The organism is Rathayibacter sp. AY1A4 (assembly GCF_002930955.1).
In the GTDB taxonomy this organism is placed as follows: Bacteria; Actinomycetota; Actinomycetes; order Actinomycetales; family Microbacteriaceae; genus Rathayibacter.
This window is the reverse complement of the sequence record NZ_PSTN01000019.1, coordinates 22,297-45,503: the sequence shown is the minus strand read 5'-3', so window position 1 is coordinate 45,503 and position 23,207 is coordinate 22,297. Positions and strand designations below refer to the sequence as shown.

The window sequence follows — 23,207 nt, the reverse complement described above, 5'->3', positions numbered from 1 at the left end:
TCCCGGGACGCCGCCGACCGGACGGGCCGGCGGCGTCCCGGAGGGCGCGGACCAGCCGGCCCTGCGGTCAGCGCTCGCGGGCGAGCAGGGCGAAGACGAGGGTCGAGGTCCACTCGCCCTTGCAGAACTCGTCCTCCCGGTGGTTCGCCTCGAGGCGCATCCCGAGCCGCTCGCAGAGGCGGGCGGAGGCGGTGTTCCGAGCGTCGAGCTGCGCGATCACGCGGTGGGCGCCGAGGGTGTCGAACGCGAGGTCGAGCAGCGCCCGGGCGGCCTCGGTCGCGTAGCCGCGCCCCTGCGCCTCCGGGTGCAGCACCCAGCCGATCTCGACCGCCTCCTGCTCGACGGACGTCGCGATGAGCGTGAGGTCGCCGATCATCCGCCCGGCGAGGACGCCCTCCCGGGGGACGATCGCCAGCACGGCCACGTCGCCGTCGGCGGCGAGCCGTGTCGAGGGGAGGCGGCGCTGCAGGTGCGCCCGCGACTCCTCGGGGGTGCGCACCGGCCAGCGGAGGAACCGGACGGCGTCGGCGTCGCCCTGGTAGCGCGCGTGGTCCTCGGCGTCCTCCGGTCCGAGGGGACGCAGGAGCAGGCGCTCGGTGAGCAGCGGCGCGGAGCGCAGCGGTTCCGCGTCGAAGGGGAGCCGGAGGCTCACGCGGTGGCGGCGTCAGAGTCGGGGCGCGCGGCGGCGGGCTCGGCCGGGACCTCGATGCCGAAGAGCGCCTCGAGCCCGGTGAGGTACGCCTCCTGCGCTCCGGCGCGCGCGTAGTCGCGGGCGCGGACGCTCGGGGTGTGCAGCAGGACGCCGGCGAGGTGGCGGAGCGCCTGCTCGGTGCGGCCGTCCTCGTCGCCGCGCGAGCGGGCCCGCTCGATCTCGGCGTCGAGCGCGTCGAACACGTGGGCGCGCAGGGCGACGACGGCCGGAGTGAGGCTCTTCTCGTCGGCGACGTCCGAGAACTTCCGGGCCGCCTTGTCGACGAGCGCGCGCGCCTGCTGCGACGCGTCGAGCACGTCGAGAGGCGCGTGCAGGCTGATCGTCTCGAGGTCGAGGAGCTCGACGCCGGCGACCGAGGTGACGTCGGAGGCGACGTTGCGCGGCAACCCCAGGTCGATCACGAGCTGGCGCTCGCGGGAGAAGCCCTGGAGGCGCCCGGCGGCGAGCAGAGCGGCGTCGAGCACCGGCTCCTGGGTCGTGGTGCAGGTGATGACGATGTCGGCCGAGACCGCCTCGAGCGGGAGATCGGAGGCGGCGATGGGCCGGAGCGAGCGGCGGGCGGCGAAGCCCTCGGCACGGCCGGAGGGGGAGTGCACGGCGATGTCCACCACTCCGCGGTCGCGCAGGGCCGCGACGGTCGCCCGCGCGTAGCTGCCGGTGCCGACGAGGAGGACGCGGGCGGCCCGCCAGTCGGTGACGCGGCTCGCGGCCAGGTCGAGCGCGAGGCGCACGATCGAGCGGCCGGCGCTGCCGAGGCCGGTGCGGTTCTTGATGCCGCGCGAGGTCTGCGAGGCGCGCTGGAACAGCCGCTCGAGCTCGGAGGAGGTGGTGCCGAGGCGGCGCGCCTCCTCGAGGGAGCGGCGGACCTGGCCCGCGATCTCGCCCTCGCCGACCACGACGGACTCGAGCCCGCTGGAGACGGCGAAGAGGTGCTCGGCCACCCGGTCGCCCGAGACGACGTCGACGCTCCCGCGCAGCTCGTCCTGCTCGACGCCGGTCGCGGCGCTGACGGCGGCGGTGGCGGCCTCGACGGCGACGGCCTGCGCGGCGGTCAGCGGCTCCTCGATGTCGAGGTAGGCCTCGAAGCGGTTGCAGGTCGCGACGACGACGGCTCCGGAGACGAAGTCGATCCCCTCGGAGAGGGCCGCGGTCACGGCGGAGGAGTCGACGGAGAGCTTCTCGAGGAGATCGAAGCTGGCGTTCTTGTGCGACGCCGTCAGACACAGAAGCACCACGTCAGTCTACGCGCGCTCTGCGGGGCGGGGTCCCCGGACTGGGGAGGAATGCACGGATGCGCCTGGAATAATGCCGCGGTGACCTCCCCCACCGACGGCCTGCTCGATCCGCTGCACCCCCTCTCCGCCGGCCGCACGGCCGACTCGCTGCTCCTGCGCGCCTACCGCTCCGAGCGGGGCGAGAGGACGCCCGTCTGGTTCATGCGCCAGGCCGGCCGCAGCCTCCCGGAGTACCGGGCCCTGCGCACCGACACGAAGATGCTCGACGCCTGCCTCGACCCGGCGCTGGCGAGCGAGATCACTCTGCAGCCGGTGCGGCGCCACGGAGTGGACGCGGCCATCTTCTTCAGCGACATCGTGATCCCGCTGCGGCTCGCGGGCGTCGGCGTCGACATCGTCCCCGGGCGCGGTCCGGTGCTCGAGAAGCCGGTGCGCACGGCCGCCGACGTCGCCGAGCTCGCCTCGATCGACCCGTCCGTGCTCGACGAGACGCTCGAGCCCATCCGCGAGGGCGTGCGCCGCACCGTCGCGGGCCTCGGCGACACACCGCTCATCGGCTTCGCCGGCGCTCCCTTCACCCTGGCCGCCTACCTGGTGGAGGGCGGCCCGTCCAAGGACCACCTGCGCGCGCGGACGATGATGCACGCCGACCCCGCCGCCTGGGCTCAGCTGATGGAGTGGACCGCCGAGGTCACCGGCCGCTTCCTCCGGGCGCAGGTGCTCGCCGGGGCCAGCGCCGCGCAGCTCTTCGACTCCTGGGCCGGGGCGCTCTCGCTCTCGGACTACACGACCCACGTCGCTCCCGCCTCCGCGCGCGCCCTCGTCCACGTGCGCGACCTCGCGTTCGACCACGGGGAGACGCGCCGCAACGTCCCGATCGTGCACTTCGGCGTCGGCACCGGCGAGCTGCTCGGAGCGATGCACGGCATCGGCGCCGACGTGGTGGGCGTCGACTACCGGATCCCGCTCGACGAGGCCAACCACCGCCTCGGCGGCTTCGTGCCGGTGCAGGGCAACGTCGACCCGGCGCTGCTGACCGCGCCGTGGGAGGTCCTCGAGGCCCACGTCGACGACGTGCTCCGCCGGGGCCTGAGCGCCCCCGCGCACGTGCTCAACCTCGGCCACGGCGTACCGCCCGAGACCGACCCCGACGTGCTCACGCGCCTCGTCGCGTTCGTGCACGCCTGGCGGCCGTGAGCGAGGAGCGCCCCCGCGACGCCGCGTCGTACGACGTCGCGGTCGTCGGCGGCGGAGTGGCGGGGCTCGCCGCCGCCGCGGAGTGCCTGCGCATCGGCCTGCGCGTCGTGGTGCTCGAGGCGGGGGAGCGGGTCGGCGGCTCCGTCTCTCCGCTCGCCCTGGCCGGAGCCGCGCTCGACGCGGGCGCCGAGAGCTTCGCCACCCGGGGCGGCCACGTCGAGCGGGCGCTCGCCGCGCTGACCCTCGACGGCGTCCCGCTCGCCGAGTCGATCGTCGAGCCGCGGACGCACGGCTCGTGGCTGCACCTCTCGGGCGGCCGCTCCGTGCCGTCGCCCCGGGCCGGCATTCTCGGCATCCCCGGCACGCCGCTCGCCCCCGACGTCGTGCGGGCGATCGGCCGCCGCGGCGCGTGGCGCGCCTGGCTCGACACCCTGATGCCGGTGCTGCGCATCGGCCGCGCGCACTCCCTCGCCGAGCTGGTGCGCACCCGGATGGGCGAGCGCGTGCTCGAGGACCTGGTCGCGCCGGTCGTCTCCGGCGTCTACTCGAGCCGGCCGGACGACATCGACGTCGACCTGGCCGCACCCGGACTGAACGGCGCGCTCACCCGCGCGGGCTCCCTCGCCCGGGCAGTGGCCGCCCTCCGCGCGAACCTCCCGGCCGGAGTCGCGGTCCGCGGGCTCGAGGGCGGGATGCACCGCCTGGTCGCCGCGCTGGTCCAGCGGATCGACTACCTCTCCGGCGAGATCCGCACCGGCGCCTCCGTGCAGCGGCTCGAGGGCTCCGACGGGGACTTCGTCCTGACCCTCGCCGACGGCACTCTGAGCGCCCGAGCGGTGATCGTCTCGACGCCGGAGCGCGACGCCCGGGCGCTGCTGGCCGGCCTCGCCCCCGCCGTCGCGGAGCGCGCCGACGAGGCGCCCCACGACTCCGTCGAGCTGGTGACCCTCGTCCTCGACGACGCCCGCCTGGACGCAGCCCCCCGCGGCTCCGGTGTGCTCGTGGCGCCCACCGCCACCGACGTCACGGCCAAGGCGATCACGCACGCGACCGCGAAGTGGGACTGGCTGGCCGCCTCCCTCCCTCCCGGGCGCCACGTGCTGCGCCTCTCCTACGGGCGCCCGGGCGAGCGCCCGCCGCTCGAGGGGCGCACCGATGCCGAGGCGGCGGCGATCGCCCTGCTCGACGCCTCGACGCTGCTCGGACTCGCCCTCGATCCGGCCTCGCTCGTCGACTCCGCCCGGGTGCGCTGGGCCAACGTCCGGCCCGCCGCGGCGCTCGGCCGCCGCGCGCACCTGGAGGCGTTCCGCGAGGCGCTCCTCCCGATCGAGGGAGTCGCCGTGACCGGCACCTGGATCGCGGGCACGGGCCTCGCCTCGGTGCTCCCGCACGCCGCCGAGACGGCCGCCCTTATCCGGCGCCGACTGGTGCGTCAAGGAGTCGGGCTGCCGAGCGACGCCCACGACGCCGACGGCTACTCTTAGGCCCAGGCATCCGCGCGAGCGCGCGGCGTGCCCCGGCACGAGTGGTCACCGACCGCGTGGACGATCGCGAGAGCGACCCAGGACGAGGAGTAGGCGTGAAGGGCAAGATTCTTTTCGTGGCAGGAGCCGCAGCCGGGTACGTGCTGGGAGCACGCGCCGGCCGCAAGCGGTACGAGCAGATCGCCTCGGCGGCAGGCCGCTTCTGGCGGACCCAGCCGGTGCAGGACGTCGCGGGCGCCGTCGGCGGTGCCGCGAAGACCCAGCTGAGCAGCGTCTCGGACAAGGCGTACGAGGTCGTGCGCTCGGTGGTCGTCAAGGCCGTGTCCGGCGGCAGGAAGGCCCAGGGAGCGAGCGACGCGGAGGCGTCGGCGGCCGCCCGCAAGGCGGCCTCGAAGGTCGACGAGGCCGCGGCGTCGGCCGGCTCCGGCGGGTCGACGACGTCCACCTCCACCAGCAGGGCCTAGTGCTCATCCCTCCGGCCGTGCCAGGCGCGCGCCGGCCGGCACGTCCCACCCTCGAGGAGCTCCCGTGGTGAACGAACGCAATCCCAAGAACGCCCGATCACTGGGAGAGCTGGTCAGCGACCTGCCCGGCCTCGTGATCGAGCTCGTCAAGGCCGAGGTCGCCTCGCTGAAGAACGAGCTGGCGGGCAAGGCGAAGAGCGCGGGTCTGGCCGTCGGCCTGTTCGCGGTCGCGGCCTTCCTCCTCCTGACCGCGTGGGCGACGCTGGTCGCCTTCGCGATCATCGGCATCGCCTCCTGGCTTCCGGCCTGGCTGTCGGCGCTGATCGTGACGGTCTTCTTCCTCCTGGTGGCCGTGATCCTCGCCCTCGTCGGCGTGCGCACCATCAAGAAGGCCGTGCCGCCGGTGCCGCAGGACTCGATCGACAGCATCAAGAAGGACGTCCAGGCGTTCAAGGGAGTGGGCAGCTATGACAACTGAGCGATCCGTCAGCAGCACCACGCCCCGCTTCGTCGACCCGGCGGAGCTGAAGCCCGGCCAGCTGAAGGCCGACATCGAGCGCGCTCGCTCCGAGCTCGCCGCGACCCTCGACGCGATCGAGTACAAGGTCAACGTGCCGCGCAAGGTGCGTACCGCCCAGCGGACGATCGAGCGCAAGCTCCAGGTGGTGCGCCGCCAGAACCCCTCCGCGCTGATCGCCGGAGCGGTCGGCGCCGCCGCCGCCGTGGGCCTCGTCGTCTGGGGCGTCGCGAAGCAGATCATCGAGGACTGAGCGCTGGAGGGCCCGGGGCGCTAGCGTCCCGGGCCCTCCGGCGCCAGAGCCCCCGCCGCTTTTGTGCATCGGCACGAGCGGAGGGATGATGGATCAATGACCGATCAGACCGCCGGCACGGCGGGTCCCGTTCAGTCCGCCCCCGACACGAGCGCCGCCGCTCCGGCGCCGCAGCCCCCCGCCGATCAGGATCACTCCGATCAGGCCCTGGGATACACGCTCTGGGCGGTTCTCCGCAGGGATCCCGCACGTCCGTTCACCCTCTCCAGCGACGCCGTGGATCCCGCGGTGAAGCAGTACGAGCACCTCGTCGCCCAGCTCGAGGGCGAGGGCGTGACCGTCCGCGGCACCTACGACGTCTCGGCCCTGCGCGCCGACGCCGACATCATGCTGTGGTTCACGGGCCCGGCGCCCGAGGAGCTGCAGCGGGCCTACCGCGAGCTGCGGCGCACGGAGCTGCTGGTCGGCCTCCTGCCGACGTGGAACGCGATGGGCGTGCACCGCGACGCCGAGTTCAGCTCGAATCACCTCCCCGCCTACATGCGCGGGAAGGCGCCGGCCCGCTGGCTCACGGTCTACCCCTTCGTCCGCTCCTACGAGTGGTACATCCTCCCCGAGGAGGAGCGCCGCGCGATGCTCGCCCAGCACGGGCGCCAGGGCTCGCGGTTCCGCTCCGTCCTGACCAACACGGTCGCCTCGTTCTCGCTCGGCGACTACGAGTGGATCCTCGCCCTCGAGGACGAGGAGCTCGTCAACCTCGTCGACCTCATGCGCGACCTGCGCGCCACGGAGGCCCGCCGCCACGTGCGCGAGGAAGTCCCCTTCTACACAGGACGGCGCATCGACGCCGACCAGATCGCCGAGGTGCTCCGATGAGCGACACGACCAGCGAGCCGATCCTCGTCCGCGGGGCCACCCCTGCGGCGGCGTCCGGCCCCGAGCACGTCGAGGTCCCCGTGGCCTACGACGCGATCCTCCTCGCCGGCTTCGGCGGGCCCGAGGGTCAGGACGACGTCATCCCGTTCCTCCGCAACGTCACCCGCGGCCGCGGCATCCCGGAGGAGCGCCTCGAGGAGGTCGCCCACCACTACCGCCACTTCGGCGGCGTCAGCCCGATCAACGCGCAGAACCGTGCGCTGAAGAAGGCGCTCGAGGCCGAGCTCGCGAACCGCGGCATCGACCTCCCCGTGCTCTGGGGCAACCGCAACTGGGCGCCCTACATGAGCGAGGCCGTCGCCGAGGCGAAGGAGCGCGGGTTCACCAACCTGCTCGCCATCGCCACCAGCGCGTACTCCTCTTTCTCGTCCTGCAGGCAGTACCGCGAGGACTACGCGGCGGCGCTCGAAGCGACCGGCCTCGAGGGCGAGCTGCGGATCGACAAGGTGCGCCAGTTCTTCGACCACCCCGGCTTCGTCATGCCGTTCGTCAAGGCCGTCCACGACGGGCTCGACGAGCTGCGCGAGCGGATGCCCGACCTCGATGTCACGTCCGAGGTGGAGGTGCTGTTCTCGACGCACTCGATCCCCATGGCCGACGCCGAGCGCAGCGGACCCCACGAGCGCCACGACGACGGCACCGTCGTCGACGTGCACGAGTTCGGACCGGGCGGCGCCTACGAGGCGCAGCACCTCGCCGTCGCCGAGGTCGTCATGGCCGCCGCCACGGACGAGGACGTGCCCTGGCAGCTGGTCTACCAGTCGCGCTCCGGCCCGCCCACCCAGCCCTGGCTCGAGCCGGACATCAACGACGCCATCGCGGAGCTGCCGGCCCGCGGCCGCCGCGCGCTGCTGATCGTCCCGCTCGGCTTCGTGTCCGACCACATGGAGGTCATGTGGGACCTCGACAACGAGGCCCTCGAGACCTCGGAGGAGCAAGGACTCGTCGCGCTCCGCGTCGCGACCCCCGGCACGGACCCGGTCTACGTCTCCGGCCTGATCGACCTGGTCCTCGAGCGCGTCAACGGCGTGCCGACCGAGGACCGGCCCTCGATGACGGCGCTCGGCCCCTGGTACGACGTCTGCCGCCCCGGCTGCTGCGAGAACGTGCGAGCGGGGTTCAAGCCCGCCCTGGCGGGAGTCGCACCGTGATGAGGAGTCGTCTGTCGTGAGCATCAGAGTCGGCACCCGCGCGAGCGCGCTCGCGGTGGCGCAGACCCGGATGACGGCCGATCTGATGTCGGCCGCCGCGGGGGTCCCCGTGGAGCTGGTGCGCATCGAGTCGGACGGCGACCGCATGCGCGGCTCGCTCGCCTCCCTCGGCGGCACCGGCGTGTTCGTCAGCGCCCTGCGCGACGCGCTGCTCGCCGGGCGCTGCGATGCGATCGTGCACTCGCTGAAGGACCTGCCCACCGCTCCGGTGGAGGGCCTGCTGCTCGGAGCGGTCCCCGAGCGGGAGGACCCGCGCGACGCGCTCTGCGCCCGCGACGGGCTCACCCTGGCGACCCTGCCGGTCGGAGCCCGCGTGGGCACGGGCTCGCCCCGTCGGCGCGCGGCGCTGCTGGCCGCCCGTCCGGACCTCGGGATCGTGGACATCCGCGGCAACATCGACACCAGGCTCCGGAGGGTGCTGCCCGGCAGCGACTCGCCGCTGGACGCGATCGTGCTCGCCCTGTCCGGCCTGCGCCGCCTCGGCCGTGTCGACGCGATCACCGAGGTGCTCGGCTTCGACGTCTCCCCGCACGCCCCCGGTCAGGGAGCGCTGGCCATCGAGGTGCGCGACGAGGAGCCGTCGGAGGAGCTGCGTGCCGCTCTCGCGGCGGTCGAGCACGTGCCGACCCGCGCGGCGATCACGGCCGAGCGGTCGCTCCTCGCCTCCCTCGAGGCCGGGTGCGCCGCTCCGATCGGAGCCTCCGCAGTCGTCGAGGAGGACCGCGTGGTCCTGCACGGCGTGGTCTTCGCCGTCGACGGCACGGCGTCCCTCGCACGGGAGGTCGCGGAGCCGGTCGATAACGGTTCGGTCGGCGGTGGTCGACACCGGGCGGATCCGCAGTATGGTGGTCGCGAACTGCCCGTCGTCGAAGCCGCGTTCCGTTGCGGCTCTCTGCTCGCTGACGCGCTTCTCGGTGCGGGTGCCGCCGAACTCGCACCCCTGGGAGCCCCTTCGTGATCGTCCCCGCCGCCTACTCCCAGTGGGAGAAGCCGTTGCAGGGGTGGCGCATCCTCGTCCCCCGCGGAGGCCCGTGGGGGGACGGTGTCGCCGCCGCTCTCCGTGCCAAGGGAGCCTCGCCCGTCGTCGCTCCGATGATCAACTTCGCGCCGACCGACGACTTCCCGGCGCTCGAGCAGGCCCTCGCCGACCTCGAGGCCGGCGCCTTCGACTGGATGACCGTCACGAGCGCCACCACGGTCGACGTCCTGTCCCTCCTGCGCACCACCGTGCCCGCGAGCACCAAGGTGGCGGCGGTCGGCGAGACCACGGCGGCCGCGCTCGTCGCCGCCGGCTACTCCGTCGACCTCGTCCCCTCCGAGGACAACTCCGCCCGCGGCCTCCTGGCCGAGTGGGAGGAGGCCACCGGCGGCCGGCACCCCCTGCGCGTGCTGACGCTGCGGTCCGAGATCGCCAAGCCGCTGCTCACCGAGGGCCTCACCCGCATCGGGCACGACGTGCGCTCCGTGGTCGCCTACCGCACGGTCGGCGTCCCGGTGGAGGAGCGCGTCGTGGCGGATGTCGCCGGCGGAGCCGTGCACGCGATCCTCGTCACCTCGGGCAGCGTCGCGGAGCAGGTCCAGAAGCAGCTCGGCCCGGTGCCCGAGTCGATCCTCGTCGCCGCGATCGGCCCGCAGACCGCGAAGGACGCCCGCGCCTTCGGCCTGCGCGTCGACGTCGTCGCCGACGAGCGCTCGGCCTCCTCCCTCATCGACGCGGTCGCCGCCGTCGCCACGGAGCGCGCTCCCCGCTGAGCCGCCTCTCCGGCGCGATGTCGGCCGGGAGGGGCGGGCCTCGCCCCACAGGGCAGCGACCCGCCTCTCGGCAGACGTGGTGCGTCCGGAGCACCTCCACGGGGTGGGGCGTCCGCGCTCCCGGGAGGTGCTCGGCGGGGCGGGATTACGCTGGAGGACATGACTGCCATCCGCCCGCGCCGCCTCCGCACGACCCCCGCACTCCGCCGTCTCGTCCAGGAGACGCGCATCCACCCGGCGCAGCTGATCCTGCCCCTCTTCGTGGCCGAGGGGATCACCGAGGCCCGGCCGATCGGGTCGATGCCGGGGGTGATGCACCACTCGCTGGACAGCGTCCGCGGAGCGGTGACAGAGGCGGCCGAGGCGGGGATCGGTGGCGTGATGCTGTTCGGCGTGCCCACCACGCGCGACGCGGTCGGCTCCGGTGCGACCGACCCCGACGGCGTGCTCAACGCCGCGACGCGGGTCGTCGTGGAGGAGGTCGGCGACGCGCTGGTCGTGCAGACCGACCTGTGCCTGGACGAGTTCACCGACCACGGCCACTGCGGCGTGCTCGACGACCGCGGGCGCGTCGACAACGACGCCACGCTCCTCCGCTACGAGGAGATGGCGCTCGCCCAGGCCGAGGCCGGCTCCCACCTGCTCGGGCTCTCGGGGATGATGGACGGCCAGGTCGGAGCGATCCGCGCCGCTCTCGACGGCGCCGGGCACCTCGACACCGCGATCCTCGCGTACTCGGCGAAGTACGCCTCCAGCTTCTACGGTCCGTTCCGCGAGGCCGTGCAGTCCACGCTCGAGGGCGATCGCCGCACCTACCAGCAGGACCCGGCGAACCGCCGCGAGGGCCTGCGCGAGGCGACCCTCGACCTCGCCGAGGGTGCCGACGTGGTGATGGTGAAGCCCGCCATGAGCTATCTCGACGTGCTCTCGGACGTCGCCTCCGTCTCGGACGTGCCGGTCTGGGCGTACCAGGTGTCGGGGGAGTACGCGATGATCGAGGCCGCCGCCGCGAACGGCTGGATCTCGCGCGAGCCGGCGATCCTGGAGTCGGTCACGGGGATCCTTCGCGCGGGGGCCGACGCGGTTCTCACCTACTGGGCCGTCGAGATCGCTCGCGACCTGCTGAAGTAGCCGCTCCTCCTCCCGGGAGCGAGACTCGGCATCTCGTCCGAAAGCGCTCCTCCGGCGCGAGGGCGCCGGGCGGCGCGCGTACCCTGGAGGGGTGACCACCTCGGCTAACGACACCCTGTACGAGCGTGCCCGACACGCGATCCCCGGAGGCGTCAACTCGCCCGTCAGAGCGTTCCGCTCGGTCGGCGGGACCCCGCGCTTCATGGTCTCGGCCGCCGGCCCGTTCATCACGGACGCGGACGGGCGCGAGTACGTCGACCTCGTCTGCTCCTGGGGCCCCGCCGTCCTCGGGCACGCGCACCCCGAGGTCGTCGCGGCGGTGCAGGAGGCGGCCGCCCGCGGTCTCTCGTTCGGCGCGTCCACTCCCGCCGAGACGGATCTCGCCGAGCTGGTCGAGGCGCGGATCACGGCCGGGGGAGTCTCGCCGATCGAGAAGCTCCGCCTGGTCTCCACCGGCACCGAGGCGACGATGACGGCGATCCGCCTCGCCCGCGGCGTCACCGGCCGCGACCTGCTGATCAAGTTCTCCGGCCACTACCACGGCCACTCCGACGGACTGCTCGCCGATGCCGGCTCCGGTCTCGCGACCCTCTCGCTGCCCGCCTCCGCCGGCGTCACGGCCGCGACCGCGGCCCAGACGATCGTGCTGCCGTACAACGACCTCGAGGCGGTGCGCGCGGTCCTGGCCGAGCGCGGCGCCGACATCGCGGCGGTCATCACCGAGGCCGCGGCCGCCAACATGGGCGTCGTCGCTCCGGACCCGGGCTTCAACGCGGCCCTCGCCGACCTCGTGCACGCGAACGGCTCGCTGCTGATCATGGACGAGGTGCTCACCGGCTTCCGCGTGAGCGCCGGCGGCTGGTGGGGGCTCGAGAACCGCGGCGCCGAGGCTCCGTACCGGGCCGACCTCTACACCTTCGGCAAGGTCATCGGCGGAGGGATGCCGGTCGCGGCTCTCGGCGGCCGTGCGGACGTCATGGACCACCTGGCGCCGCTCGGGCCGGTGTACCAGGCGGGCACCCTCTCCGGGAACCCGGTCGCGGTGGCCGCGGGCATCCGGACGTTGCAGCTGGCCAACGACGCGGTCTACGCCTCGCTGGACGCCACGGCGCTGACGCTCCAGCGCGAGGTGTCGGCGGCGCTGACGGCCGAGGGCGTCGCGCACACGGTGCAGACGGCCGGGAGCCTCTTCAGCTTCATGTTCACGGACCTGGGCCGGCCGGTGCGGGACTACGCCGAGGTCCAGGCGCAGGAGTCGTTCCGCTACCCGGCGTTCTTCCACGCGATGCTCGACGCGGGCGTCTCGCTGCCGCCGTCGGTGTACGAGGCCTGGTTCGTCTCGGCCGCGCACGATGACGCGGCGATCGGGCGCATCGTGGACGCGCTGCCGGCGGCGGCGAAGGCCGCGGCGGCCGCTCGGGCGTAGGCTCCCGGGCCACCCGCGGATCAGACGGGGGGCCCGCCGCACCGGATCTCCGGGCGGCGGACGTCCCGCGCGCCCGACCGCCGGCGTGCGGCGACCGGGCAGGGGCCCTCAGCCCCGGCGCGAGACCGACTTCGGCAGCACGAACACCAGCGCGAAAGCGGCGACCGCCATCAGGGTGCTGAGGAGCATCGCGGGAGCCGCGGCGTCGAGGAAGCCCGAGGCGACCGTGTCCGGACCCGTGATGACGAGGCTCCCGAACAGCACGCTGCCGATGACCGCGATGCCCACGGCCGAGCCGATGCGCTGGATCGCCGAGATCACGCCGCTCGCCGCGCCCGCGTCCTGCGGGTCGACGGTCGAGACGATGAACTGCACGTTCGGGGCGATGAAGAAGCCGTTGCCGAGGCCCGCGATCAGCAGCGGCGGCAGGAGCTGCCAGTTGCTGATCGAGTCCGGGGTCGCGGTCAGCAGCACCAGCCAGACCCAGCCGAGCCCGATGGCGAGGAGCCCGCTGCCCATCACCAGGACGTTGCGCCCCAGGCGCGCGGTCATCCGGTTGCTCTGCGAGGAGCTGATGATGCTGCCGATCGCGAAGGGGATCGAGACCAGGCCCGACTCGAGCGCGGTGTGGCCGAGGCCCGACTGCCAGAGCAGCGAGATGGTGAAGAAGATGCTCGTGAAGGCCGCGAAGTAGACCAGCGCGAGGATCACGCCTCCGGTGAAGGCCGGGTGGCGGAACAGCGACGGCGGCACCAGGGGAGCGCGGCCGCGGCGGACGTGGAGGACCTCCCAGGCGCCGAACGCGGCGAGGAGCAGGACTCCGCCGGCGATCGAGAGGAAGGTCCACAGCGGCCAGCCCTCGTCCTCGCCCTGGATGAGCGGGACGAGCAGGGCGACCAGGCCGCCGGAGACGAGCACGAGGCCGAGCCAGTCGACGCCTCCGCTCGGGGCGCGGTCGCCGGCCTCGAGGTCGCGGCGGGCGGGGAGGAGGACCGCGGCGGCGATCAGGGTCGCGACGCCGATGGGCAGGTTCACCCAGAAGACCAGGCGCCAGCCGTTCTCGTCGCCGAAGGCCTGGATGATCAGGCCGCCGATGATCGGGCCGAGCGCCGACGAGACGCCGAGGACCGCGCCCATCACCGCGAAGGCCTTGCCGCGCGAGGGACCGCGGAAGAGGAGCTGGATGTAGGCGTTGACCGCCGGGACGAAGACGCCGCCCGCCAGGCCCTGCACGATGCGGGCGATGACGAGCTGGGTGTCGTCCGCGGCCAGTCCGCACGCGAAGCTGGCGACGGTGAAGAGGGCGATGCCGCTGACGAAGACCCACTTGTGCCCGAAGCGGTCGCCGAGGCGGCCGGCGGGGATGAGGGCGAGGCCGAACGCGAGGGCGTAGCCGGAGATGATCCAGGAGAGCGTCGACTCGGAGGCGTCGAGCGTGGTGCGGATGGTGGGCAGCGCCACGTTCACGATGGTCGTGTCGAGCAGGGCGATGAACATGCCCGCGAGCAGGACGATCAGCGAGCGCCAGGCGCGCTTGTCGGGGGCGGGAGGGGCGCCGGTCGATCGGGCGGTCGACGTCTCGGTCATCGCAGGAGTGCCTTTCGAGCAGGGGGGGAGGGGGTGGTCCGTCAGACCTGTTCGAGGGACGCGACCGGGTGTGAATGCTCGCAGGAGAAACCGGGTTTCCGCACGCCGGGATCTGTGGGGGCCTTCAGGCGGAGGGCATGCCGCAGGCTCGCCTCGCGGGGCGTCAGCGGATGCGCGACTCCGCTAGCCGGGCGCAGTCGATGCAGAGCTCGGCCGTGGGCCGGGCGGCGAGGCGGGCGGCTCCGATCGGGCGGCCGCACGAGGCGCAGTCCCCGTAGCCGCCGGTGCCGAGGCGGGTGCGAGCGGCGTCGAGCTCGCGCGCCGTGCGGGCGAGAGCGTCGCGGACTCCGGCCACCCGCGACCACTCGGCCGAGAGCGGCGTGCCCTCCGGGTCGTGCTCGTCATCGGCGGTGCCGTCGGCACGGTCGCGCAGGAGCTCGGCCAGCGAGGCCTCGAGCCGGGCCGCCTCGTCGCGCGTCTCGGCCTGCCGCTCGGCCAGCAGCGCGTCGAGGAGGCGCGCCTCGTCCGGATCCATCGGCATCCGACCATGCTGCCACCCACGCGAGCGGCGGGGCATCGTTGTGCGATCCGGCGCTGACCCGGCGGCGGGCGGCGGGGCAGACTAGAGGCATGCCCGTCGTGACCGTGCTCCCCGACCGCCTCGAACTCCGCCTCACCGCGGCCGAGCGACTGCTCGCGTTCCACCGCAGCGACGTCGTCGTCGACCGGTCGAGCATCCGCTCGGCGACGGTCACCGAGGACCCCTGGATCTGGGTGCGGGGCATCCGCGCGCCGGGCACCGCGGTGCCGCTCACGCTCGCGGCCGGCACGTGGAAGTTCCACGGCGGCAAGGACTTCCTGCTGATCAAGCGCACCGCCTCGGCCGTCGTGATCGACCTGGTCGACGAGGACTACTCCCGCCTGATCGTGAGCACCAAGCACGCTCCCGAGCTGATCGCGGCCCTCCAGCTGGGGACGACGACCGCGGCGATCCCCGTGATCGAGACCGACGACCTCGTGATCGTCCCCGAGGTCGCCGAGCAGGCGGAGCGGGCCCAGGCGGCCGCCGCGGAGAAGCGCGCGAAGAAGAGGGCGAAGGCGGCGGAGGCCGCGGCCGTGGCCGCGGAGGCGGCGGGTCCGGCGACGGTGGTCGAGGGTCAGGAGGCGGCGAGCGGCGGGAGCGCGGCGGCGGCGGCGACCGCGGCTCCGGCGGCTGACCGGGCCGCGGAGGACGTCGCGGCGCCGACGGAGTCAGCAGCGGGGGCCGCTCCGAAGAGCCCGAAGGCCACGCCGAAGGGCGCTCCGAAAACGAGTGCTCGGACCGCCGCGAGCACGCCGGCCGAGTCCGGGGCTTCCGCGCCCGTGGACGTCATCGGCTCCGAGCCGATCGACTCCGCAGCTCCGGTGAAGCCCGCGGAGCCGAAGCCCGCCGAGAAAAAGGCCGCGGGATCGAAGCCCGCCGAGCCGAAGCCCGCCGGATCCGAGTCCGCCGACCCCGCCCCCGCGAAGCCGGCTCCGGCCGCGAAGCCCGCGCCGAAGCCCCGCACGCCGGCGAAGCCCCGCGCCGCGCGCCCCGACTCCTCCGTCGGTCACGCGTCGGCCGAGCCGAGCGGCGCCACCGAGGCTGCGGAGTAGCGCACCGCCGCACGAGCAGCCGCCCCGCAGCGCCGGCCGGGGCGCCCCCTCCTCCACGCTCGAGGCGGGCGGACGCCCTCTGCCGACGCCGTGCCCTCAGGCGCGGACGTCCACCAGCGTCCGACCGTGCGAGCGGCCGGCGAGCACGTCCTCGGCCGCGTCGACCGCCCCGCCGAGCGGCACCGTCGTCGTCAGCTCGTCGAGCAGCTCCAGGTCGAGGTCGTGGGCGAGGCGGCGCCAGGCCTCCTCGCGGAGCTTGCGCGGCGCCTCCACCGAGTTGATGCCGGCCAGCGTCACTCCGCGCAGGATGAACGGCATCACGCTCACCGGCAGGTCCGGGCCCTGCGCGAGACCGCACGCCGCCACGGTGCCGCCCCACCGCGTCTGCGCGAGGGCGTTCGCGAGCGTGTGCGAGCCGGCGGAGTCCACCGCTCCCGCCCAGCGCTCGGACTGCAGCGGCTTCCCGCCCTCCTGCAGCTCGGCGCGGTCGATGACGTCGGAGGCGCCCAAGCGCTGGAGCAGAGCGCCGTGCTCGCCGAGCCGGCCGGTCGAGGCGACGACCTCGTGGCCCAGGCGCGCCAGGAGCGCGACGGCGAGCGACCCCACGCCTCCCGAGGCCCCCGTCACCAGGACGGGACCGCTGCCCGGCCGCACGCCGTGCCGCTCGAGCGCCAGCACGGCCAGCATCGCCGTGAAGCCGGCGGTGCCGATCGCTCCGGCCCGTGCCGCCGAGATGGCGCCGGGCAGCCGGAGCAGCGACGCGGAGTCGACACGCGCCCGCTCGGCGAGCCCGCCGTCGTGGCGCTCGCCAAGGCCGGCGCCGTTGAGCACCACCCGGTCGCCGGAGTCGAAGCGCTCGCCCGCCTCGCCGTCCGCGTACTCCACGGTGCCGACCAGGTCGATGCCGGCGACGAGCGGGGTGCGGCGCACGATCCCGGGCCGCCCCGCCAGCGCCAGGGCGTCCTTGTAGTTGACGCTCGAGTACTCGACGGCGATCGACACGTCGCCGTGCGAGCGGTCGGGATCGTCGCGCTCGAGGAGGCGGACTCGGTTGGGGGTCTCGGTGTCGGAGTCGGAGTGCCGCTCGACGACGATGGCTCGGTACATGGGCCCACGCTACGCCCGCGGGCCCGCGGCCGGGCGGTCAGTTCAGGGGCCGGGTGCCCTCGGGGAGCGATCCGCCGGAGTAGAGGGCGGAGGCCGCGTCCTGGAGCGCCGTCAGGGCGACGCGCTGCGTCCACGGACCGTAGGAGACGCGGGCCAGCCCGAGCTCCTCGAAGCGGGCGGGGGACTGCGATCCGGGGACGCCGATGACGCTGACCCGCTGCCGCCCGAGGGCGGCGACGAGGGACTCCAGCTCGGCGTCCTGGAGCAGCCCGGGGACGAAGAAGCAGGTAGCGCCGGCGTCGAGGTACGCGCGGCCGCGCTCGATCGCGTCGGCCAGGACCTCGCCGCGGTCGCGGTCGCCGGCGCGGAGGAACACGTCCGTGCGGGCGTTGAGCGCGAAGGGCACCGCCTCCTCCTCGGCCGCGGCGACGGCCTTCTCGACCGCCCGCAGCGCCTCCGGGAGCGGCTTCGCCTGGTCCTCGAGGTTCGCGCCCACGACGCCGATCCCGATCGCGCGCCGGACCGTCTCGCCCGCGTCGCCGTAGCCCGCCTCGAGGTCGGCCGAGACCGGGACCTCGACGGCGGCGACGATGCGCTCGATCATGCCGAGGTGCAGCTCCAGCGGGATCCGCTCGCCGTCCTCGTAGCCGAACGCCGCCGCGATGGAGTGGCTGGCGGTCGCGAGCGCCCGGGTCTCCGGGAGCGCGGCGATCGTGGTCGCGCTGATCACGTCCCAGACGTTCACCACCTGCAGCAGCTCGGGGGCGGTGTGGAGGTCGACGAGGGTGCGCCCGCGCGCTTCGATGCTCATGGCACGAGCGTAGGGCCCGCGTGCGCGGCGCAGGCCGCCGCATCGCAGTCCGCGCACACGACGAGCTGGGCGCGGCAGGAGAGGTCGGTGCAGTTGCGCATCCGGCTGGTCGGCGCGGCGCACGAGGTGCAGCGGCCCAGCACCTCGGCGTCGGGGGAGAAGGAGACGGAGCCGCGGCCGTCGAAGACGTACAGGGCCCCCTTCCACAGCCCGCGGTCGCGCCGCGCCTCGGCGTAGCGGACGACGCCGCCGTCGAGCTGGTACACCTCGCCGAAGCCGCGCGCCGTCATCAGGCTCGACAGCACCTCGCAGCGGATGCCGCCGGTGCAGTACGTGACGACGGGCCGGCCCTTGAGGTGGTCGTAGACGCCGGCGTCGAGCTGCTCGACGAACTCGCGGGTGCTGGAGACCCCCGGCACGATCGCCCCCTCGAACCGGCCGATCTCGGCTTCGAAGGCGTTGCGGCCGTCGAAGAGCACCACGTCGTCGCGCTCGGCGACCAGGGAGTCCAGCTGGTCCGGGTCGAGCCGCGGCGCCGTCCCGACGACCCCGTCGGCGTCGACCCGCAGCTCGTCGGGCGCGCCGAACGAGACGATCTCGTCGCGCACCTTCACCGAGAGACCGGGGAAGTCGAGGCTGCGGCCGTCGTCGTCGAGGCCGGAGCCGTCGCTCCACTTCACCTCGAGCCCGTGGAAGGCCGAGTGCTCACGGGTGCGGCGGACGTAGCGCTTCAGGGCGTCCATCCCGCCGCCCAGCGTGCCGTTCACCCCGTGCTCCGAGATCAGCAGGCGCCCGCGCAGGCCCAGCGACTCGCACAGCTCGCGCTGCCACAGCCGCACGGACTCGGGGTCGGCCAGCGGCACGAAGCGGTAGAACAGCAGGATCTTCGGCAGCACCGGCACATCCTACGAGGACGTCCGGACCGGGGCGCGGCGTGTGGCAGCATCGTCGGGTGCCCGACGCCTCCGCCCCCGTGCCGCACTCCCGCCTCGAGGACGTCTTCGGTCTCGTCACCGGTGCGTTCGTCGTGTCGCTCGGCCTCTACCTGCTGCGCGCGAGCCAGGCGGTCACGGGCGGCACCGCGGGTCTCGCGCTGCTGCTGGGGTACCCGCTCGACATCCCGTTCGGCGTCATCCTCGTCACGGTCAACGTGCCGTTCCTCGCCCTCTCGCTGTGGAAGAAGGGCTGGCGGTTCACGCTGCGGACCATGTTCTCGATCGTGCTGGTCTCGGTCCTGGCGGGGCTGCACCCGCTGGCGTTCGGCGAGCTGCGGATCGAGCCCGTCTACGGCGTCCTCACGGGGGACGTGCTCGCGGGGATCGGCCTCCTCATCCTCTTCCGGCACGGGTCGAGCCTGGGCGGGTTCAGCATCGTCGCCCTGATCGCGCAGGAGCGGCTCGGCTGGCGGGCGGGCTACGTGATGATGGCGCTCGACGCGTGCGTGGTCGCGGCCGCGCTGCTGGTGGTGCCTCCGCTGAACGTGCTGATCTCGGCGGCGGGAGTGGTGGTGCTCAACCTGGTCCTGGCGTTCAACCACCGGCCCGGGCGCTATCTCGGGTCCTGACCCCCTCCGCAAGCCCTTCGGCGCGCACCGCCGGGTTCCTAGGCTGAGGGCGCGGGCCCCCGCCCGCCCTTCCCGAACGGAGAAACCGGATGTCCGACTGGACCTACGACCCCTACGCCCGCCTCGGCGAGGTGCCGACCTTCGCGCTCGAGAGCGACGACATCGCCGACGGTGCGCCCCTGTCCGCCCGCCACTACGGCGAGGGCTCCGGCGGGGAGGACGTCTCGCCGCACCTGCGCTGGTCGGGAGCCCCCGCCGAGACGAAGAGCTTCGCCGTGACGGTGTTCGACCCCGACGCGCCCACCGGCTCCGGCTTCTGGCACTGGGCCGTCTACAACCTCCCGGCCGACACCACGGAGCTCCCCACGGGAGCCGGAGCCGCCGGCTTCGAGCTGCTCCCGGCGGGCGCGCAGACGCTGCCCAACGAGATGCGGCTGCGCCAGTTCGTCGGAGCGGCGCCGCCGGACCGCGAGCACCGCTACTTCTTCGTGGTGCACGCCCTCGACGTCGAGTCGCTCGACCTCGACCCGGAGTCGACGCCGGCGATCCTCGGCTTCAACGCGCACTTCCACACCCTTGCGCGGGCGCAGATCGTCGCCACGGCGACGCCGGACGGCGCGAAGGGCTGACCCGCTCCGCGGGGAGCGCGCGCTACCCGAAGAGGGTGCGCGCCTCCTCGTAGCGGGCGTCCGGGACCGTCTTGAGGGTGCCGAGCGCCTCGGCGAAGTCCACGTGGTAGATGTCGGTGCCGCGCAGGGCGACCATGCGGCCCCAGTGCTCGGCGACGACGGAGTCGATGGCGGCCATGCCCAGGCGGGTCGCGAGGACGCGGTCGAACGCGGTGGGCGTGCCTCCGCGCTGGATGTGGCCGAGCGTCGTGGCGCGGGTCTCGATGCCGGTGCGCTCCTCGATGAGCGGAGCCAGCAGCTCGCCGATGCCGCCGAGGCGGGGCCGGCCGAAGGCGTCGAGGCCGCGCTCGGAGTGGGCGTCGTCCATCGTGTCGAGCGAGAAGCCCTCGGCGACCACGACGAGCGGTGCGCGCCCGCGGTCCTGCGCGCTCTGCACCCACTCGACGATCTTGTCGAGGGAGGTGCGCTTCTCCGGGATGAGGATGACGTGGGCGCCCGCGGCCATGCCGGAGTGCAGGGCGATCCAGCCGACGTGGCGGCCCATGACCTCGGCGACCATGCAGCGGCCGTGCGAGTCGCCGGTGGTGCGGAGGCGGTCCATCGCGTCGGTCGCGATGCCGACGGCGGTGTCGAAGCCGAAGGTGTAGTCGGTGGCGCCGAGGTCGTTGTCGATGGTCTTCGGGACGCCGACGATCTTGAGGCCCGCGTCCGTGAGGCGCTTAGCCGCGGCCAGGGTGCCCTCGCCGCCGATCGCGATGATCGAGTCGATGCCGTTGCGGTCCATCATCTCGGCGATCTTCTCGGGGCCGCCGTTCTCGCCCTCGAAGGGGTTCGTCCGGCTGGTGCCGATGATCGTGCCGCCCTGCTTGGCGATGCCCTGGATCTCGGGGCGGCCCAGGGGCAGGAGGTCGCCGTCGACCACTCCGCGCCAGCCGTTCCGGAAGCCCACGAACTCCTGGTCGTAGACCTTGATGCCCTTGTAGACGGCACCGCGGATGACGGCGTTGAGGCCGGGGCAGTCGCCACCGGAGGTCAGGATCCCGATCTTCACCCGCTCAGGTTAGAGGACCCGGTGAACGGATGTGCACGCGGACGACGACGGGCCCCTCCTCGCCGCCTCGAGGAAGGGCCCGTCGTCGTGCTCGGTGCTGGTGGGACTAGGTCGTGACGAGCTCGCCGTTGACGCCGCGGGGGAAGAATCCGCCGGTGCGCGTGCCGGCCGCGGGGTTCAGGTACACGATGTTGAGGACCTGGCCCGGGGTGCGGCTGAACGCGATGGAGCTGCCGTCGGTCGGGACGATGTTCGCCTGGCCGTTGACCTTGACGCCCTGGTCGAGGTCGGTCTTGCCGTCGAGGCTGTCGCGCGCGTCGGAGAGCTTGTTCGCCGAGTCGGACAGGTCGGCGGCGTAGATCGCCGAGCGGATCGCGCCCGCGTGGTACGCCTCCACCGCGAGGATGCCGGCGGCCGCGTCGAGGTAGGTCTTCGACTGGATGAGCGGGGCGGCGCCCTTGTAGGCGGTCACTCCCACGTCCTCGAAGACGAAGGCGCCGAGCAGGAAGTTCGACTCGCTCGCGAACGGGTCGAACGACTGACCGGCCTTGATCAGCCCCGCCGCAACGGCGGCGGAGTTGAAGCTGTCCTTCAGGTTGATCGCCGGGCGGGCCACCTTCGCGGTGCCCAGCGCGGCCCGCAGGAACTGCACGTGGGCCTTCTCGTCGTTCGCGACCTCGGTGGCGAAGCTCTTCAGCCACGGGGTCTTGAAGTCGACGGGGCGGCCGCCGATGACGCCGCCGGGCGTGCCCTTGCCGGTCACGTCCGAGCCGCCGAGGCCGGTGCCGTAGACGGCGCGGAGGTAGAACTCGGCCTCGAGGTACTCGAGGTTGAGGGCGAAGTTGAGGATCGAGGCGTCGCTGGGGCCGCTGGCAGCGACCTCCTCGGCGGAGGCGGTGGGCGCGGCGAGGGCCGCGGCTCCGATGCCGAGGCCGGCGACGCCGGTGGCCTCGAAGAAGCGGCGACGGTCGAGAGCGGTCTCAGAGCTCTTGACGATCGCGTTGCGGATGAAGGTCGTGTCGAACATGTGCGCATCTCCAGTGATAGGCGGGTGCCGGGCGGCTGGAGCGCCGCCGCGACAGCGCGAAGCTACGCCCGGGATCGACCTGCTGACCAGTGGAAACGGGCGATCGGATCCGCGCATGTGTTCACGCCGTCTGAACCAATCCGCCGGGCGTGTCGCTCCGAACACGTCGTGGATGGGGGTTCTGCGGAGGAGCGTCCGATCCGGTGTCGGAGCCGCCGGTTAGCATCACTGCGTGTCGATCCCCGCCCCCGCTCCCGAGCCCTCCTGGGCGACGGTCTACGCGCCGTCGGAGCCGGTGAGCATCGCGCTCACCCTCCGCACGCTGCTGCGGGGCTCGGGCGACCCGACCATGCTCCTCGACGCGTCCGGCTTCTGGCGGGCGTTCCGCACGCCGCTCGGCCCGGGCACGCTGCATCTGCGGCAGGCGGCGGACGGCGCGGTCCACGCGAGCGCCTGGGGCGGGGGAGCGGAGTGGCTGATCGACGCGGTCCCCGAGCTCCTCGGCCACGGCGACGACTGGAGCGGGCTCGACCTGTCGGCCCACGCGCCGCTCGCCGAGGTGCTCCGCCGCTCGGCGGGCCTGCGCCTCACGCGCACGAACCTGGTGTTCGAGATGCTCGTGCCGTCGGTCCTCGAGCAGAAGGTCACGAGCACGGAGGCGTGGCGCGCCTACCGGGTGCTGGTGCGCCTCCACGGGGAGCCCGCCCCGGGGCCGGTCGCTCTGCACGTGGCTCCGAGCGCGCAGCAGTGGCGGCGCGTGCCCTCGTGGGACTGGCACCGCGCGGGAGTGGATCCGCGGCGCTCGCGGACCGTCCTCACCGCCGCGCTCGTCGCCTCCGGCCTCGAGCGGACCCTCGCGCTCGGGCGGGGCGGCGACGAGGTCGCCCGCCGGCTGCAGTCGGTGCCGGGGATCGGGCCGTGGACGGCGTCCGAGGTGATGATGCGGGCCCACGGCGATCCGGACGCGGTCAGCGTGGGCGACTACCACCTGGCCGCGGCCGTCGGCTTCGCGCTCACGGGCCGGCTCGGGGTCGACGACGACGGCATGCTCGAGCTCCTCGAGCCGTGGCGCGGGCACCGGCAGCGGGTCATCCGGCTGATCGGCTGCAGCGGAGCGAGGAAGCCGCGGCACGGCCCGCGGATGACCATCCAGGACCACCGCCGGCACTGATCCGCTCCTCCACAGGGGCGGCTCGCGGGCGAGTCGGCGCGACCACCGCGTCACGCCGCGTCCGGGCGGCGGGTCGGGCTTAGCCTCGGAGGATGCAGCAGTCGACGACCCCAGGTGTGCCCGGCAGCGACCCGGAGCGCGAGCCCGACGACGCGGCCGTGCGGAGCGGCGTCGACGCGACGGTCGGTGGTCGGACGCCGGAGGGCGGCACGGAGTCGGACGACGAGGTCGAGGCCGGCGAGGCGCGCGACTCCGTGAGCGGGGACGTGGCCGAGCCTCAGGACGAGCAGGAGTCCGACGCTGAGGA

24 protein-coding genes are annotated in these 23,207 nt (G+C 73.9%); 15 read left to right on the top strand and 9 right to left on the bottom strand.

Translation table 11 applies throughout. The features are described 5' to 3' along the window. Nucleotides 1–67: 67 nt before the first annotated feature. Nucleotides 68–652, bottom strand: coding sequence for a GNAT family N-acetyltransferase (locus C5B92_RS12065; RefSeq protein ID WP_258061393.1), 585 nt, complete (start codon nucleotides 650–652; stop codon nucleotides 68–70). Beyond that, the gene (locus C5B92_RS12060) at nucleotides 649–1,944 is read right to left on the bottom strand and encodes a glutamyl-tRNA reductase (protein ID WP_104350433.1); all 1,296 of its coding nucleotides are present in this window, start codon (nucleotides 1,942–1,944) and stop codon (nucleotides 649–651) included. The genes C5B92_RS12065 and C5B92_RS12060 overlap by 4 nt, the downstream gene beginning before the upstream one ends. Before the next feature lie 51 nt (nucleotides 1,945–1,995). Here C5B92_RS12060 and hemE point away from each other — a divergent pair, with 51 nt between their 5' ends. The 11 genes from hemE to hemL all read left to right on the top strand — a co-directional run bounded on the left by hemE (nucleotide 1,996) and on the right by hemL (nucleotide 12,318). Next, nucleotides 1,996–3,144: a uroporphyrinogen decarboxylase gene (hemE, locus tag C5B92_RS12055; protein WP_104255341.1), complete on the top strand. Its 1,149-nt coding sequence runs from the start codon at nucleotides 1,996–1,998 to the stop codon at nucleotides 3,142–3,144. Next, complete coding sequence (locus tag C5B92_RS12050; protein WP_258061392.1) at nucleotides 3,141–4,628, top strand: NAD(P)/FAD-dependent oxidoreductase; 1,488 nt, start codon at nucleotides 3,141–3,143, stop codon at nucleotides 4,626–4,628. Before hemE ends, C5B92_RS12050 begins: the two co-directional genes overlap by 4 nt. Before the next feature lie 116 nt (nucleotides 4,629–4,744). After that, nucleotides 4,745–5,092 (top strand): YtxH domain-containing protein, encoded by a 348-nt coding sequence (locus tag C5B92_RS12045; RefSeq protein ID WP_146076886.1) that lies wholly within the window; start codon nucleotides 4,745–4,747, stop codon nucleotides 5,090–5,092. A 67-nt stretch (nucleotides 5,093–5,159) separates the two neighbouring features. Continuing rightward, a complete protein-coding gene (locus C5B92_RS12040; RefSeq protein WP_244229489.1) occupies nucleotides 5,160–5,570 on the top strand; it encodes a phage holin family protein in 411 nt (136 codons plus the stop codon). Then, a complete protein-coding gene (locus tag C5B92_RS12035; RefSeq protein WP_104222879.1) occupies nucleotides 5,560–5,862 on the top strand; it encodes a DUF3618 domain-containing protein in 303 nt (100 codons plus the stop codon). The genes C5B92_RS12040 and C5B92_RS12035 overlap by 11 nt, the downstream gene beginning before the upstream one ends. A 96-nt stretch (nucleotides 5,863–5,958) precedes the next feature. Continuing rightward, on the top strand, nucleotides 5,959–6,738 hold the full coding sequence (gene hemQ / locus C5B92_RS12030) for a hydrogen peroxide-dependent heme synthase (RefSeq protein WP_104350428.1): 780 nt from the start codon (nucleotides 5,959–5,961) through the stop codon (nucleotides 6,736–6,738). Beyond that, a complete protein-coding gene (locus tag C5B92_RS12025) occupies nucleotides 6,735–7,949 on the top strand; it encodes a ferrochelatase (RefSeq protein ID WP_104255339.1) in 1,215 nt (404 codons plus the stop codon). Before hemQ ends, C5B92_RS12025 begins: the two co-directional genes overlap by 4 nt. Before the next feature lie 16 nt (nucleotides 7,950–7,965). Continuing rightward, the gene (gene hemC, locus C5B92_RS12020) at nucleotides 7,966–8,967 is read left to right on the top strand and encodes a hydroxymethylbilane synthase (RefSeq protein ID WP_104255338.1); all 1,002 of its coding nucleotides are present in this window, start codon (nucleotides 7,966–7,968) and stop codon (nucleotides 8,965–8,967) included. Continuing rightward, a complete protein-coding gene (locus C5B92_RS12015) occupies nucleotides 8,967–9,761 on the top strand; it encodes a uroporphyrinogen-III synthase (protein WP_104222950.1) in 795 nt (264 codons plus the stop codon). The genes hemC and C5B92_RS12015 overlap by 1 nt, the downstream gene beginning before the upstream one ends. A gap of 159 nt (nucleotides 9,762–9,920) precedes the next feature. Further along, nucleotides 9,921–10,892 (top strand): porphobilinogen synthase, encoded by a 972-nt coding sequence (hemB, locus tag C5B92_RS12010; RefSeq protein WP_104249902.1) that lies wholly within the window; start codon nucleotides 9,921–9,923, stop codon nucleotides 10,890–10,892. Nucleotides 10,893–10,983: 91 nt separating this feature from the next. Continuing rightward, entirely contained in the window at nucleotides 10,984–12,318 is a 1,335-nt protein-coding gene (gene hemL, locus C5B92_RS12005) for a glutamate-1-semialdehyde 2,1-aminomutase (protein ID WP_104326915.1), read from the top strand. Between the two features lie 108 nt (nucleotides 12,319–12,426). Here hemL and C5B92_RS12000 read toward each other — a convergent pair whose 3' ends face one another. Next, entirely contained in the window at nucleotides 12,427–13,905 is a 1,479-nt protein-coding gene (locus C5B92_RS12000) for an MFS transporter (RefSeq protein WP_104233092.1), read from the bottom strand. A 163-nt stretch (nucleotides 13,906–14,068) separates the two neighbouring features. Further along, complete coding sequence (locus tag C5B92_RS11995; RefSeq protein WP_258061390.1) at nucleotides 14,069–14,446, bottom strand: TraR/DksA family transcriptional regulator; 378 nt, start codon at nucleotides 14,444–14,446, stop codon at nucleotides 14,069–14,071. Nucleotides 14,447–14,535: 89 nt separating this feature from the next. Here C5B92_RS11995 and C5B92_RS17695 point away from each other — a divergent pair, with 89 nt between their 5' ends. Continuing rightward, entirely contained in the window at nucleotides 14,536–15,540 is a 1,005-nt protein-coding gene (locus C5B92_RS17695; protein ID WP_258061389.1) for a hypothetical protein, read from the top strand. A gap of 96 nt (nucleotides 15,541–15,636) precedes the next feature. Here C5B92_RS17695 and C5B92_RS11985 read toward each other — a convergent pair whose 3' ends face one another. Genes C5B92_RS11985 through C5B92_RS11975 form a run of 3 tightly spaced genes read right to left on the bottom strand, consistent with a single transcriptional unit; the run spans nucleotide 15,637 to nucleotide 18,354 of the window. Next, nucleotides 15,637–16,647 (bottom strand): MDR family oxidoreductase, encoded by a 1,011-nt coding sequence (locus C5B92_RS11985; RefSeq protein WP_104326914.1) that lies wholly within the window; start codon nucleotides 16,645–16,647, stop codon nucleotides 15,637–15,639. Nucleotides 16,648–16,684: 37 nt separating this feature from the next. Further along, the gene (locus C5B92_RS11980) at nucleotides 16,685–17,458 is read right to left on the bottom strand and encodes an isocitrate lyase/phosphoenolpyruvate mutase family protein (protein WP_104326913.1); all 774 of its coding nucleotides are present in this window, start codon (nucleotides 17,456–17,458) and stop codon (nucleotides 16,685–16,687) included. Beyond that, on the bottom strand, nucleotides 17,455–18,354 hold the full coding sequence (locus tag C5B92_RS11975; RefSeq protein ID WP_104326912.1) for a rhodanese-related sulfurtransferase: 900 nt from the start codon (nucleotides 18,352–18,354) through the stop codon (nucleotides 17,455–17,457). Before C5B92_RS11975 ends, C5B92_RS11980 begins: the two co-directional genes overlap by 4 nt. A gap of 56 nt (nucleotides 18,355–18,410) precedes the next feature. On the opposite strand from C5B92_RS11975, the gene C5B92_RS11970 reads away from it, so the two are divergent. Together C5B92_RS11970 and C5B92_RS11965 are read left to right on the top strand one after the other, a co-directional pair. Further along, complete coding sequence (locus tag C5B92_RS11970; protein ID WP_244230588.1) at nucleotides 18,411–19,022, top strand: YitT family protein; 612 nt, start codon at nucleotides 18,411–18,413, stop codon at nucleotides 19,020–19,022. 89 nt (nucleotides 19,023–19,111) lie between these two features. Then, on the top strand, nucleotides 19,112–19,651 hold the full coding sequence (locus C5B92_RS11965) for a YbhB/YbcL family Raf kinase inhibitor-like protein (protein WP_104222867.1): 540 nt from the start codon (nucleotides 19,112–19,114) through the stop codon (nucleotides 19,649–19,651). Between the two features lie 22 nt (nucleotides 19,652–19,673). Here the strand turns inward: C5B92_RS11965 and C5B92_RS11960 are convergent, their stop codons facing one another. Then, nucleotides 19,674–20,702 carry a 6-phosphofructokinase gene (locus C5B92_RS11960; protein WP_104255334.1) on the bottom strand — a complete coding sequence of 343 codons (1,029 nt, stop codon included), beginning with the start codon at nucleotides 20,700–20,702 and terminating at the stop codon, nucleotides 19,674–19,676. Nucleotides 20,703–20,808: 106 nt separating this feature from the next. Continuing rightward, entirely contained in the window at nucleotides 20,809–21,729 is a 921-nt protein-coding gene (locus C5B92_RS11955) for a ferritin-like domain-containing protein (RefSeq protein WP_104222865.1), read from the bottom strand. A gap of 232 nt (nucleotides 21,730–21,961) precedes the next feature. Between C5B92_RS11955 and C5B92_RS11950 the strand changes: the two genes are divergently transcribed. Further along, on the top strand, nucleotides 21,962–22,900 hold the full coding sequence (locus C5B92_RS11950; protein ID WP_258061387.1) for a DNA-3-methyladenine glycosylase: 939 nt from the start codon (nucleotides 21,962–21,964) through the stop codon (nucleotides 22,898–22,900). Nucleotides 22,901–23,207 lie beyond the last annotated feature (307 nt).